Source organism: Paraburkholderia sp. FW306-2-2C-D06C (assembly GCF_058781505.1).
The window spans coordinates 193,601-206,355 of the sequence record NZ_JBYSWU010000005.1; the positions used below are offsets into that span (position 1 = coordinate 193,601).

Consider the following 12,755-nt stretch of genomic DNA (forward strand, 5'->3'; position numbering starts at 1 on the left):
GCCGGGATACCCGGAAGCGGCGCTTAAACCTTCCCCTGCGCCACTTCTTCCGGCTTCAGCTCGACGATCGCGTCGAGCGCTTCCTTCACGTCCATCGCGTACTTCGCCAGACGTTTCTGTTCGTCTGTCTCCGGCACGAACGCCGGCACCGGCACCGGGTGGCCGTTTTCGTTGACGGCGACCATCACGACGAGGCAATCCGTGGTTTGCAGCAGCTCGCCGCCCTTCGGATCGCCCGCCTGCACCGACACGTGGATATGCATGCTGGTGCGGCCCGTCGCGACGACCCGCGCGCGCAGCTCGACCAGATTGCCGACCAGAATCGGCCGGCGAAAGCGGATGTTGCCGACGCTGACCGTCACGCAATAGCGCCCCGACCACACCGCCGAGCACGCATACGCCGTCTCGTCGATCCACTTCATCAAGGCGCCGCCGTGCACCTTGCCGCCGAAGTTGACTGAGCTGGGCTCGGCGAGAAAGCGGAAAGTGGTTTCGGAACGGTCCAGCGGCGCTAAGGCAGGGGTGCTCATCTTGACTCCGGTCAATCGGATGCATTGAAAGGAGCCGATTATACGAGCGCAATATTGACTTCATCGCGCGCTGTACAGGCGTGGGGCGCCGTCAGACTTTCGTCTAACTTTAGCCTGGCTTGCTTCAACGCCGCTCGCGTGACCGATCAGGCCGCCTCTCAGCCCGCTGCCGAAGCCGCCGTGGGCCGCCGCGCCACCGCCGACGCAAAGCGCTCCCGGTAATCGAGCGGCAGCACGCCGAAGCGCCGCACAAACGCACGCCGCAAATTCTGTTCGCTGCCGAAACCGCAGTCGAGCGCAATCCGCTTGAGCGGCCGGCGCGATTCCGCCAGCGCCCGCGAAGCCGCCTCCAGCCGCAATGCGGACACGGTTTTGGCCGGCGTGCGGCCGACCTCGTCGACGTAGCGCCGCGCGAACGTGCGCGGACTCATCTGCGCGCGCTCGGCCAGCCGCTCGACCGACAGGTCGTCGCGCAAATGCGCCGCCATCCAGCTATGCAGCGCCTCGAACGGCCCGCCCGCCGATGCCTGCGCCGCCAGCGCGGCGCTGAATTGCGACTGGCCGCCGGGCCGCTTCATGAAGACGACGAGACGACGCGCCGCCTGCATCGCGACCGCGTGGCCCACGTCTTCTTCGATCAGCGCGAGGGCCAGGTCGATGCCCGCCGTCACGCCGGCCGACGTCCAGATCACGCCGCCCTCGCCCTCATCCGTGCTCTCGCGTACATCGCGGATAAAGATCGGATCGGCGTCCACCTGCACTTTGGGGAAGCGGCGCGCGAGGTTGGCCGCGTTGCGCCAATGGGTCGTCGCGCGGCGGCCTTCGAGCAGGCCCGCCGCCGCGAGATAGAAGGCGCCCGTGCACACCGAGCACACGCGCCGCACCTGCGGCGCGCGGCGCTTGATCCACGCGACGAGTTCAGGCTGCAAGGTGCAGTGTTCGTCGATCGGGACGCCGGGGACGATCAGCGTGTCGATCGGCTGGTCGTCGAGCGAGTCGAGCCGTTCGGTGACGACCGGCAGGCCGGGAAAGGTTTGCAGCACGCCGCCTTCGATCGACGCGACGGTGGTTCGGTAAGCCACTGGAGCCGGGGGCTTGCCGCCAGATCCGGCGGAGACAGTGGCAGCGACTGTCAATTCGGCGCGGCAGAACGCTTCGAGCGGACCGCTCGCGTCGAGCAGCACGAGGTCGGGGGCGACCGCGAAGACGATGTGGCGAACGGGCATCATGAAAGCACCGCCGCCGAGCGCTTGCGCGACCACGCATAGGCAAGCGTCGCGAGCGCCGCTGCGCCCAGCAGCGGAAAGATCGCCGTATTGATCGTCGCCCAGCCGAAATGCGCGAGCAATTGCCCAGCGGACAACGAACCCAGCGCGGAGAACGCAAAGGTGGTGAATTCGCTGGCCGCCTGCGTCTTGGCGCGCTCGGACGGCCGATACGATTGCGCGAGCAGCGTAGTGCCGCCGACAAACATGAAATTCCAGCCGACGCCGAGGCACGCGAGCGCCGCGTAGAAATACGGCAGATCGGTCGAACGCAACGCGAACACGCCGCACAGCGCCGACAGCGCGATCCCCCCGCCGATCACCGGCAGCACGCCGAAGCGCTTGATCAGCCGCGCGGAAAACAGCGACGGCGCGAACATGCCGACCAGATGCCACTGGATGATCGCCGCGCCGTCGCCGATCGTATGGCCGCAAGCGACCGCGGCAATCGGCGTCGCAGTCATCACGAACATCATGACCGCGTAGCCGAGCGCGTTGTTGGCGAGCGCCGCGGCGAAGATCGGCTGGCGCACAATCTCGCCGAGCGGCCGGGCGGGCTCGTGAGCAATCGCCACGCTCGCGGACGGCGCGGCGTCGCGATACAGCAGCGCCAGCAGTGCAATCGACGCAAGGCCGAAGCCGGTGACGAGCGCATAGGAGCCCGCGAACGCGACCGGCGCGAGCCAGTCCTTGCTCCACGCGGCCAGCAACGGCCCGCAGACGGCGGCCACCACCCCGCCGGTGAGCACCGTCGAAATCGCGCGGCTCTTGCCGTCGATCCCAACGGCATCGGCGGCGGCCAACCGGTAATACTGCGCGAACGCCTGAAACACGCCGACCGTCGCGGTGCCGGCGCAAAACGCCCAGAAACTGTGGTGAAAGATCGCCCACACCGAAACCGCGCCGCCCAGCGCGCCGACGCCCGCGCCGAGCACGAAGCCCGCGCGCCGCCCGATCCGCGCCATCAGGAACGACGCGAAGATCGTGGTCAGCGCGGCAGCGACGGTGATCAGCGAAAACGGCAGCGTTGCGAGCGCCTTGTCGTCGGCGAGCGAATAGCCGACGAGGCCGGTCAAGGTCAGATCGATGGAAACGGACGAGGTGTACAGCGCCTGGCAAACCGCCAGCACGCGCGCGGCGCGCCGGCCGTGCGGGTCGGAATGACGGGAGCCGGCGTTAGCGGCGGCAAGAAAGGGAGCAGCGGATGGCGGCATCGGTCGAGCTCGAGCGGCGGAAGTGGCGATGCCCGAATCGTCACATGGCCGATGATGGCAGAAATGACAATGATGCATCAATTCCAGCCAGCCATTGCCATTCATTGCCATTGCTATTGCCCTTGGCCGCCGCGAACCGTGATCGCGCCACGCGGGCTCATTTATGAAAGGTGATGCCTTCGTCGATGGTGCCGTACATGGTGATGCTGCCCGTGCCCGCACCCGACGACGACCCCGAACCGCCCTGCGCGCACGCACTGAATAGCAGGACCGCGGCGGCGACGGCAAAAAGAAGTTTCATGACGGCGTGTTCCCGCAAAGACAGACTTCGATTCTAGCCTGGCGGCCCGGCGCGGCGCCGCAAGCGCCACTGCCGGCCCGCGCCCACCGTCTTTTCGTAACTGTCGCATTCCATCATTCACGCTAAGCTGAAACATCGAATACCGCAGACAGATACAGTGAGCTGTATGGCGCCATGCACGCGCCGCCCACCGGAGACGCCCGATGCCCGCCCCCCTTGCAGACGAACAGAGTCACTTCCCAGGTTTGAGCCGTATCGGCGCGCTGCTCGCCGACCCGGGCCGCGCCGCGATGCTATGGGCGCTGATGGACGGCAGCGCCCGCCCGGCCGGCGAACTGACGATGATCGCGGGGCTGTCGCCGTCGGCGGCCAGCGCCCATCTCGCGCGCCTGACCGACGGCGGCCTGCTCGCGCTCGAAGTGCGTGGCCGGCATCGCTATTTCCGGATCGCGTCGCCGGATATCGCGGCGTCGATCGAAGCGCTCGCCAACGTCGCGCAAGTCAGCGCGCAGCAGCGGCCGGTACCGCGCCCGGCGCGAACTGTGCCGGTCGACATGCGCTATGCGCGCACCTGCTACGACCACATGGCGGGCGAGTTGTCGGTGCGCGTGTATGAACGGCTGGTCGAGCGCGGCCTGCTGACGCTGCACGGCACTTCGCTCGAAGCCACCGCCGAGGGCGCCGAGCGCTTTGCCGAATGGGGTATCGACATGGCCGTCCAGCACACCCGCCGGCGCCGCTTTGCCTGCACCTGCCCCGACTGGAGCGAGCGGCGTCCGCATCTGGGCGGCGCGCTCGGCGCGGCGCTGCTCGATTCGTGGTCGAGCCGCGGCTGGGTCGAGCGCACCGAGCGGCCGCGCATCCTGCGCATCACGCCGGCCGGTCATCGGCATTTCGATGCGTTTCTGGCCGCATGAGGCTGCATTTCAGACCCGTTTCAATTACAGAAACGCCGCAGTTGCCTTACAGGAAAAGGTGGAATAGAGGCATTGAGACCGGCATTGAGACCTTTTGTTACACGCTGGTGAGGGAGCCTTACAAAACTGGGAGCCTTGAAACAAACCGTGCGGGTAGAGTTGATTCACGGACGCCGCAAAATGCGGCGCCGTCGGAGAAAACTCATGAGAACAGTCGCCAATCACCCAAGTTCGACACGGCGTGTCATCGGCTACACGCTGATCGCTGCCGCCGCCTTCATGTTCGCGGCACAAGCCACCCTCGCGCAGGAAGTCCAGCAGGCGCCGCCGGGCGCCGCCGGGCCGGTGGCCGCGAGCCAGAACACCGATCCGCCCAGCCGCGTCGCGCGGCTGAACTACATGGCCGGCACGGTGACGACCGAACCGGCCGGCGCGACCGACTGGTCGTACGCGCAGCTCAACCGCCCGCTCACCACCGGCGACCAGATGTGGAACGACCAGAACGCGCGCTCCGAATTGCACATCGGCTCGACCGCGGTGCGCCTCGGCCAGTCCACGAGCCTCGACCTGCTGAATCTCGACGACAACAGCGCGCAACTGAAAGTCGCGCAAGGCACGTTGTCGGCGCGGGTGCGCGATCTCGCACCGGGGTCGTCGTATGAAATCGACACGCCGAATCTGGCGCTCGGCCTGAACGGTCCCGGCGACTACCGTGTCGACGTCGCACCGGACGGCAGCAGCACTACCGTCACCGTACGCAGCGGCAGCGCCACCGTGTACGGCGACAACGGCCAGGTGCCGGTCAGCGCGGGCCAGCAGATCAGCTTTGCCGGCACCAACCTGCAACAGGTCGCCGACAACGGCGCGCCGGGCCTCGACGGCTTCGATCAATGGGCCGCGAGCCGCGACGCCGCGGAAGACCGCTCGGTGTCGGCGCGCTACGTATCGCGCGAGATTCCGGGCTACCAGGATCTCGACGCCAACGGCACATGGCGCAGCAGTCCGCAATACGGCGAGGTATGGGTGCCGCGCGCCACACCCGTCGGCTGGGCGCCCTATCACGACGGCCATTGGGTCTGGCAGGCGCCGTGGGGCTGGACCTGGGTCGACGACGAGCCGTGGGGTTTCGCGCCCTACCACTACGGCCGCTGGGCCTATGAAGACGACTCGTGGGCATGGGTGCCGGGCCCGATCGTGGTCAGCGAGCCGCCTGTGTATGCGCCGGCGCTGGTCGCCTTCGTGGGCGGCGGCGGACCCGGAATCGACTGGGGCGTGAGCCTTGCCATCGGCGGCGCGGTCGCGGCCGGTTGCGCATGGTTCCCGCTCGGCCCGGGCGAGCCGTGGCATCCGCACTGGGGCGACCACGATCACTGGAGTCCGCGCTACTACGACCGCGTCAACCAGACGACGATCGTCAACAACTACAACCACAACGTCAATGTGACGAACGTGAACGTGACCAACATTCACAACACGTACGTCAACTATCGTGTGCCGGGCGCCGTGACCGCCGTGCCGGCGACGGCTTTCGTGCACGGTCAGCCGGTTGCGCGCTTTGCGCAGAAGGTCGATCCGCAGCAATGGCGCAATGCCCGGATCAATCCGGGCGCGCCGGGAATCGCGCCGGTGCGGCAAAGTTTCGGCCCGGGGCTGCGCAACGCGAACTACCGGCCGCCTGCTGAAGTGGCAGCGCGCCCGGTGGTTGCGACGCGCAATCCGGGGATGCCGGCGGCGTTCCACGACAGCCTCGCGCAACGTTTTGCGCAAAGCGGCGGCCGGGTGCCGGGCGCGGGGGCGCCGATCGTGCGGACTTCCGTGCCGGCGCACTTCGCGGGTGGCCCGGGCAGCGTGGGTGGCCTTGGTGCAGCAAGTGGGATACCAGCGCAGAACGTGCGGGTCGTGCAGTCGCATATCGCCGGCCGGCCGCCTGGCATGGCGCAGGGCGCGCCGGGAACGCTGGGAACGCCGGGAGCGATGCAACAACAGGCCGGACAGCGACCGGGCGAAGCAGCGCCGCTCAATGGCCAGCCGCCGCAACGTGGCGGAGAAATGCAAGCGCGGCCGGGCATGCCGCCGCAGATGGCCAACGAGCGGCCACAGCCCGGCCAGGTCGGCCAGCCCGGTCATCCGTCCAATGGCGTGCCGCGTCCGCCGCAAGCGGGCGGCGGCAATCTGAACGGCTTTGCGCAGCAACAGCCACAGCAGCACGGAATGCCGGCGCAAGCGAATCTGCAAGCGCCTCAGCAGCCCGGCGCGAACGGGCGGCGCGAGCCGGTATGGACGCAGCCGCATACGCCGATGGCCCAGCAGGCGCAGCAGCATGGCGGCCCGCAGCCGCAGCCGGGACAGGCGGGGTTCGCGCCGCAACCCGGCGCGCAAGCCAACGCGGGGATGCAACAACATGGCGCACCGCGTCCGTCGGAAAACCCCGCCGCGATGGCCCAGCAGCCGCACGGCCAGCCACGCCCGGCGGAGAACCCGGCTGCGACGCAACAGATGCGCCAGCCGCAACAGCAACAGCAACAGCAGCCGCAGCCGCAACAGGTACAGCGTCAGCCCGAACCGCAGGCGCCGCGCCCGCCGGAAGTCCACGCTCAGCCGCAAGCGCCGCGGCAGCAGGAATTCCGTCCGCAGCCGGTTCAACAGGTGCAGCAGCCCCAACCGCGCCAGGAGTTCCATCCGCAGCCAGTGCAGCAACCGCGGCCGCAGCCGATGCCACAGGTGCAGCAGCCGCCGCGCCAGGAGTTTCATCCGCAACCGGCGCCGCAGCCACGGCCGCAGCCGATGCAGCAGGTGCAGCAGCCGCCGCGCCAGGAGTTCCATCCGCAACCGGCACCGCAGCCGCGTCCCGAGCCGCGTCCGCAGCAGGTGCAGCAGCCGCGCCCGCAACCGCAGCCGCAGCCGCAACACGCGGAGCAGCATTCGGGTAGCGGCACCCGGGACGAGCACCACAAGGGCTAATGAAGGTAGAACACCGTCGTTTGACGACGGCATGAAAAAACCCCCGCGATTCGCATCGCGGGGGTTTTTCTTCACATCGGCCGGCAAACGCTCAGATCGCCATCGGCGCGGTCAGCGGCTCGTGATGACGGTAGCCGACCAGCGAGAAATCCGACGGCTCGATTTTCTCAAGCCATTCCGGCTCGTACACGCCGGTTTGCGCGTAGTCGGGCACCCGGTCCGAGATCGCGAAGGCCGGACTTTCGTACGGCTCGCGCGTGAGCTGTTGCTGCAACATATCGAGCTGATTCTCGTAGATGTGCGCATCGCCGATGAAATAAGTGAACCAGCGCGGCTTATAACCCGTCAACCGGCCGACCAGATGCAGCAACGCCGCGCCTTCGGTCAGATTGAACGGCGTGCCGAGCCCGACGTCGTTGCTGCGAATGTACAGACACAACGAAATCTCGCGGCGCGCCACGTTCGGCAGGAATTGATAAAGCAGATGGCAAGCCGGCAACGCGATCTGGTCCAGCACCGCGGGGTTCCATGCATGAAACAGAATGCGCCGGTCGGCGGGGTTCTGCATGATCGTGTCGAGGCACTGGCGCAACTGGTCGATCGCCTTGTACAGCAGCACTTTGCGGCTGCCGTTTTCGTCGAATTCGGTGATCACCTGAAAGCCGCGGGCAGCGGCGTCGGCCAGCTGCGCGCTCGCGGCGGCGTCCAGCACCTTGTAGGCAGGCCATTGGCGCCATTGCACGCCGTATACGTCGCCGAGATCGTCCGGGCCTTCGCGATACGGATTCGCGAGCCATTGCGGATTCTGGTTGGCGTTGGCATCCCACACCTTGCAGCCGAGATCGCGAAAATCCGCCGCGCTGCGCGACGCGCGCAAAAACCCGACCAGTTCGCCCACCGCCGACTTGAACGCCAGCTTTTTCGTGGTGACCGCTGGGAAGCCCTGCTGAAGGTCGAAGCGCAACATCGCGCCCGGCATGCTGATGGTGCGGATGCCGGTGCGGTTCTCCTGCCACGTGCCGGTGTCGAGAATCATGCGGACGAGGTCGAGGTATTGTTTCATGCGGGTTCCTTCGGCCGGCGCGTGCGCGCGCCGCGGAAATTGGAGGAAAACCCGATTTTAACAAGCGTAGCTGCGCGGCGCCCGGCCGCGGCTTGCGAAGTCGAAAATACCGGCGGGGAAGCCGCGGCGAGCAAGACTCGCGCGGTCTGTCAGAGATGCGGCACCGAAGCCGGCAAATCGCTGTGCGGCGTGACCAGCGGCTCGCCTTCCATATGGCGCATGCCGTGCGCGCAAAGCAGGCGGTACAAGGTCACGCGCGAGATGCCCAGCTCCTGCGCGGCATCGCCCAGACGCCCACGATGGCGCAGCAGCGCCAACTCGATCGCCTGGCGCTCGGCCGCTTCGCGCGCCTGCGCGAGCGATACCGGCACGATCTCGACGTACTCGGCCAGCTCCAGATCGCGCGCCGTGATCGCGCGCCCTTCCGACATCACGATCGCGCGCCGCACCCGGTTGATCAGCTCGCGCACATTGCCCGGCCAGCCGTAGTTATGCAGCGCCGCGATCGCGTCGGGTGCGAAGCCGCGCAAACGGCGGCTTGCATCTTTCTTGAAACGTTCCAGCATGTGCCGCGCAAGCAGTTCGATATCCTTACCACGTGCGCGCAACGGCGGTTCATCGATCTGCAGCACGCACAGCCGGTGGTAGAGGTCCGAACGGAACCGCCCTTCGATCATGGCGGCGGTCATATCCACGTGAGTGGCCGAAATGATGCGCACGTCGACGTCGATCGACCCGTGGCCGCCCAGACGCTCCACCTTGCGCTCCTGCAAGAAGCGCAACAGGCTCGCCTGGCTTTCGAGCGGCAGGTCGCCGATTTCGTCGAGAAACAGTGTGCCGCCGTTGGCCGCTTCCACCCGGCCGATCTTGCGCTGATTGGCGCCGGTGAATGCGCCGCGCTCGTAGCCGAATAATTCGGATTGCAGCAGATGCGGCGGAATCGCGCCGCAATTGATCGGCACGAAGGGCGCGTTGCGGCGTGCCGAGCGTTCGTGGATCGCTACCGCAGTCAATTCCTTGCCGGTGCCCGATTCGCCCGAGATGAACACCGGTGCGTCGGTCATCGCCACTTTGCGGATCGAGCGGAACAGCGCGAGCATCGCGTCGCACGAGCCGACCATTTCGCCTTCGGCGCCTTGCGAACCATCGTTCGATGCGGGTTCGCCCAGCGAGATCATGCCGTACGCGTGACCGACCGAATCGACGATCCTGTCGCCCGGCGAAGGCACCGTTACATAGTCGAAACAATAGTCGCGCACGAGCCGGCGCAAGGCGGCGTCCTGCAATTGTCCCGCCATGGTGGCCGCGACCCAGCCGACGTTCGGCATGGTCAGGCAAGACTCGAATGCGGCGATTTCGTGTGGCTGAAAATGGCTGGACAGATCGAGCAGTCCGCCCGCTGCCATTCCGGCGCGAACGGCACGGCGCACATCGCGCGCCGATCCAACGACTTCGACATGCCAGCCGCGCTGATGAAAGCGAGTATTCAGTTCCGCACTCGGATCGCGTGAAACGTAAATCAGTTGCCGCGTTGCGGGTTCCATTATTCAGATCCTCTCGTCAACGAACGTTAAGGATGACGCACGCACCTGAACCCAAGTTCAGACACGCTGACTCATCCGGGATTCGCGAATCGCAAAAACCGAACGGCCATTCCATTCCGTGCGGACAGCTGATCCCCAAGAAGCGGCGTGTGTGTTTGAGACGGCCCGTTAGCGGGCTTTTTTAAATCTGAAGCTGTTTTCGAGAGCTTACTATACGCGCGCCGCTTGGAAAACAATTATGCGAATTTAATCGTTGCCCCCCTTTCCCTACAAGGTTGAGCGGGTAATCGACAGGTATTAAACCTACGAATAAAACCAATGTGGAAGCGCTTTTCATGGCGTTCCCCAAGGTAATTCGTACCGCTGCGATTTAAGGAATCGCGGGTATTTTCTGCCTGCCGTTTCAGCGCTGAAACGTTTTGATCCGATTTTTCAGGTTTTACTCCGCGGTTTGCCGGCCGCATCCAGATGCATCAAAGGATTGCGACTCATGGCACATGTTTCGCTAAATGCCACGCACCAAGGAGACACATCATGCGACTCGCTTTGCGCATCGGCATGGGCGGTTTGGCGCCCTGCGCCGCCTTTTGCGTCGCGCTTTGCGCCGCTGGGGCGCTGATCGCCCTGCCCGCCGGCGTCAATGCCCAGGAATCCGCGCTAGTTCAATCCGCCAAACCATCCGATTCCGCCGACACCGGCTCCGCCACCCTCGCGAGCACGACGCCCGCAGCGGCGGCCTCGCCGGATGCGACGGCGCTTGAAAGCAGCCAGCTTGCCGACGACGTACTGAGCATTCCGGCCGATGCTGCATCCGTGAACGATATTTCGCTCGACGGCCAGGTGTTGTCGCGGCAACGGGGCGGCGCGCTCGGCATGGTGATGGTGGCGACGACGCCGCAGCTGATGCGCGGCGACGGCAGCGGCCACAGCGTAACGCTGTGGGACGAGATCGCTCCACCCTCGCCGCTGCCGATTCCGGTCGACGCCGCGCGCGCTGCGCAAAGCAACGTTGCCAGCTACCAAAGAAAGTAGCCGGCCAAAACCAGCGGCGCAATTCAGCGGCTGCCGCGTTCCCGGCGCACCGCACGCTCACAGGACAGAGCAAGGACCGACATGATCACTTCAACCCGGACTTCGCGCGTACGCAGCCCGGTGGCGGCGCTAGCCGCCCCGGCGGCCGCCGTCGCCCTCTTCACCGCCGGCTTCAGCGTCGATGCCGCCGACCATTCGCCGACCGAAACCAACAGCGTGGCCGCCGCACGGGGTATCGACGCCACGCTCGACAAAACCGACGTGGAGGTGACCGGCCGGATCACGGAACACATCAATACGCAGAAAGCCGGCAATCTGACGGCCACCACCGGCACCGGGGTCGGCAACGGCGTGTCAGGCAACGTCGGCATCGACATCGCGGAAGGCGTCGACAACGCGCAAAGCAACGAAGCATCGCTGGCATCGGTCGATGTCGGCAACGTGTTCGGCAATGCGCAAGTCTTCAACAGCCAGTCGTCGGGCGGTAGCGCCAGGATCAACAACTTCATGGTCAACGCATCGATTGGCGACAACTCGTTGCAAGGCGCGTCGGGCAACATCGGCGTGAACACCGCCGGCGGTGCGGGCAACCTGCAGCACAACGGGTTGGCGATCGCTGCGTTGAACGTGAGTAAATAAGCAGGTGTATCAGGGGCGGGTAGCGCCGGCGGCCGCCAAAGCAAGGCCGCCGGCGCTAATAAGAGCAGGAGACCAGCATGTCCGGGTTCAAGGGGTTCCCGGCGCTACGATTCGCCGTGGCGCTGGCGAGTTGTGCTTTGTGCGCGAGTGACAGCTACGCGCAGGCGAGCGTCGACACGTCCAGGTTGGCAGGCGTTCCGCTGACCAGGACGGTACGTTCGATGAAGGACATCCGTTACAACCACATCGTCAATCAGCAGTTCGACTACAGCTGCGGTGCGGCGGCGCTCGCAACCCTCCTCAAGTACGGCTACGGCATCGATATTCCGGAAACCGAACTGATTCTCCGGATGATGGTGTTCTCCACGCCCGAAATCGTTATCAGGAACGGCTTCTCGATGCTCGACATGAAGAAGTTCGTCGAGACCATCGGCTTGCGCGGCCGCGGCCTCCGGGTCAACGCCGAAGCGCTCCAACACCTTCAAATCCCCGTGATGGTTCTGATGAACATCGACGGGTATGAGCACTTCGTGATCGTCAAGCATGTCCAGGATGGCCGCGTCTTCGTCGCGGATCCGACGCTCGGCAATCGCATCGTGCTCGAAGAGGACTTCGCCAGGACCTGGAACGGTCTTGTGTTCGCAGTCTTCGGCAAATCCTTCAGGGAGGATTCACCGCTGTTGCAGGACAACGAGTCTCTCGCGCTCAAGCTGCGTGCAAGCGCGCTTGCCAACACCACAGCGGCGACTCCTTTTGTCGAATACGGCTTGATCAAGGCAGACCTGTTCTGACCCAACCATGAAGCGCCATCTCTCACAGTTAGGCCTCGCAATCTGCACCACGATGTGCGGCCTGACCGGCAGCGCCTATGCGTCACCAGGCGCCGGCTCGCCACCGGTGCCCGAATTTCTCGCTTCCCGCGACATCGGCTCCGCCGCCATCAAAGTGCAGATGGTGGACGACGATGTCCTCGCCAACCAGACCGGCAAATATGCCGACGCCACGATGATTTCCGGCTTCGTTCTGAATGTGCTTTCGCAATGGCAGTTGCCCAACGGCGCGAACGCCCTCGCCCAGGGCACGCTGAGCGCCGTGCAGAACGCGGCCGGCCAACGGCTCGGTGTCGGTCGGCTTGACGCCCGATGCGCCGAATTTCGTGGTGGGCATGCGGTTTCCCTATACCTTCTGACGTGCCAACGAAACGAGGTCGAACGTGCGTGAATCACCTCATCTGACTAGTGTGGCTCCGGGAGCGGGAGCGGGATCGCATACGACGCTTGCGCTGCCGA

The 12,755-nt window shown here is 65.7% G+C and carries 12 protein-coding genes; 6 read left to right on the forward strand and 6 right to left on the reverse strand.

Features of this window, described 5'->3' with window-relative positions; all coding sequences use genetic code 11:
* Nucleotides 1–23: 23 nt before the first annotated feature.
* From AC3WLT_RS06000 to AC3WLT_RS06015, 4 genes are all read right to left on the reverse strand, one after another.
* On the reverse strand, nt 24–530 hold the full coding sequence (locus AC3WLT_RS06000; RefSeq protein WP_028199238.1) for an acyl-CoA thioesterase: 507 nt from the start codon (nt 528–530) through the stop codon (nt 24–26).
* A gap of 158 nt (nt 531–688) precedes the next feature.
* Nucleotides 689–1,756: a GlxA family transcriptional regulator gene (locus tag AC3WLT_RS06005; protein WP_492591018.1), complete on the reverse strand. Its 1,068-nt coding sequence runs from the start codon at nt 1,754–1,756 to the stop codon at nt 689–691.
* Entirely contained in the window at nt 1,756–3,009 is a 1,254-nt protein-coding gene (locus AC3WLT_RS06010; protein WP_492590987.1) for an MFS transporter, read from the reverse strand. The genes AC3WLT_RS06005 and AC3WLT_RS06010 overlap by 1 nt, the downstream gene beginning before the upstream one ends.
* Before the next feature lie 157 nt (nt 3,010–3,166).
* Nucleotides 3,167–3,310, reverse strand: coding sequence for a hypothetical protein (locus tag AC3WLT_RS06015; protein WP_492590988.1), 144 nt, complete (start codon nt 3,308–3,310; stop codon nt 3,167–3,169).
* A gap of 203 nt (nt 3,311–3,513) precedes the next feature.
* Here AC3WLT_RS06015 and AC3WLT_RS06020 point away from each other — a divergent pair, with 203 nt between their 5' ends.
* Nucleotides 3,514–4,227: an ArsR/SmtB family transcription factor gene (locus tag AC3WLT_RS06020; protein ID WP_492590989.1), complete on the forward strand. Its 714-nt coding sequence runs from the start codon at nt 3,514–3,516 to the stop codon at nt 4,225–4,227.
* A gap of 204 nt (nt 4,228–4,431) precedes the next feature.
* Entirely contained in the window at nt 4,432–7,188 is a 2,757-nt protein-coding gene (locus tag AC3WLT_RS06025) for a DUF6600 domain-containing protein (protein WP_492590990.1), read from the forward strand.
* A 91-nt stretch (nt 7,189–7,279) separates the two neighbouring features.
* On the opposite strand, the gene AC3WLT_RS06030 is transcribed toward AC3WLT_RS06025, so the two are convergent.
* Both AC3WLT_RS06030 and AC3WLT_RS06035 read right to left on the reverse strand, forming a co-directional pair.
* Nucleotides 7,280–8,251 carry a thymidylate synthase gene (locus AC3WLT_RS06030; protein WP_492590991.1) on the reverse strand — a complete coding sequence of 324 codons (972 nt, stop codon included), beginning with the start codon at nt 8,249–8,251 and terminating at the stop codon, nt 7,280–7,282.
* Nucleotides 8,252–8,400: 149 nt separating this feature from the next.
* Nucleotides 8,401–9,795, reverse strand: a complete 1,395-nt coding sequence (locus AC3WLT_RS06035) for a sigma-54 dependent transcriptional regulator (RefSeq protein WP_492590992.1) — start codon at nt 9,793–9,795, stop codon at nt 8,401–8,403.
* Nucleotides 9,796–10,329: 534 nt separating this feature from the next.
* Between AC3WLT_RS06035 and AC3WLT_RS06040 the strand changes: the two genes are divergently transcribed.
* The 4 genes from AC3WLT_RS06040 to AC3WLT_RS06055 all read left to right on the forward strand — a co-directional run bounded on the left by AC3WLT_RS06040 (nt 10,330) and on the right by AC3WLT_RS06055 (nt 12,687).
* Entirely contained in the window at nt 10,330–10,827 is a 498-nt protein-coding gene (locus AC3WLT_RS06040; protein ID WP_492590993.1) for a hypothetical protein, read from the forward strand.
* A gap of 81 nt (nt 10,828–10,908) precedes the next feature.
* Nucleotides 10,909–11,466 carry a FapB/FapC family functional amyloid domain-containing protein gene (locus AC3WLT_RS06045; RefSeq protein ID WP_492590994.1) on the forward strand — a complete coding sequence of 186 codons (558 nt, stop codon included), beginning with the start codon at nt 10,909–10,911 and terminating at the stop codon, nt 11,464–11,466.
* Nucleotides 11,467–11,543: 77 nt separating this feature from the next.
* The gene (locus AC3WLT_RS06050; RefSeq protein ID WP_492590995.1) at nt 11,544–12,257 is read left to right on the forward strand and encodes a C39 family peptidase; all 714 of its coding nucleotides are present in this window, start codon (nt 11,544–11,546) and stop codon (nt 12,255–12,257) included.
* Between the two features lie 7 nt (nt 12,258–12,264).
* On the forward strand, nt 12,265–12,687 hold the full coding sequence (locus tag AC3WLT_RS06055) for a hypothetical protein (protein WP_492590996.1): 423 nt from the start codon (nt 12,265–12,267) through the stop codon (nt 12,685–12,687).
* Nucleotides 12,688–12,755 lie beyond the last annotated feature (68 nt).

Coding starts and splice junctions, on each gene's coding strand:
- AC3WLT_RS06000 (WP_028199238.1), bottom strand. CDS start 530: ATGAGCACCCCTGCCTTAGCGCCGCTGGACCGTTCCGAAACCACTTTC.
- AC3WLT_RS06005 (WP_492591018.1), bottom strand. CDS start 1,756: ATGCCCGTTCGCCACATCGTCTTCGCGGTCGCCCCCGACCTCGTGCTG.
- AC3WLT_RS06010 (WP_492590987.1), bottom strand. CDS start 3,009: ATGCCGCCATCCGCTGCTCCCTTTCTTGCCGCCGCTAACGCCGGCTCC.
- AC3WLT_RS06015 (WP_492590988.1), bottom strand. CDS start 3,310: ATGAAACTTCTTTTTGCCGTCGCCGCCGCGGTCCTGCTATTCAGTGCG.
- AC3WLT_RS06020 (WP_492590989.1), top strand. CDS start 3,514: ATGCCCGCCCCCCTTGCAGACGAACAGAGTCACTTCCCAGGTTTGAGC.
- AC3WLT_RS06025 (WP_492590990.1), top strand. CDS start 4,432: ATGAGAACAGTCGCCAATCACCCAAGTTCGACACGGCGTGTCATCGGC.
- AC3WLT_RS06030 (WP_492590991.1), bottom strand. CDS start 8,251: ATGAAACAATACCTCGACCTCGTCCGCATGATTCTCGACACCGGCACG.
- AC3WLT_RS06035 (WP_492590992.1), bottom strand. CDS start 9,795: ATGGAACCCGCAACGCGGCAACTGATTTACGTTTCACGCGATCCGAGT.
- AC3WLT_RS06040 (WP_492590993.1), top strand. CDS start 10,330: ATGCGACTCGCTTTGCGCATCGGCATGGGCGGTTTGGCGCCCTGCGCC.
- AC3WLT_RS06045 (WP_492590994.1), top strand. CDS start 10,909: ATGATCACTTCAACCCGGACTTCGCGCGTACGCAGCCCGGTGGCGGCG.
- AC3WLT_RS06050 (WP_492590995.1), top strand. CDS start 11,544: ATGTCCGGGTTCAAGGGGTTCCCGGCGCTACGATTCGCCGTGGCGCTG.
- AC3WLT_RS06055 (WP_492590996.1), top strand. CDS start 12,265: ATGAAGCGCCATCTCTCACAGTTAGGCCTCGCAATCTGCACCACGATG.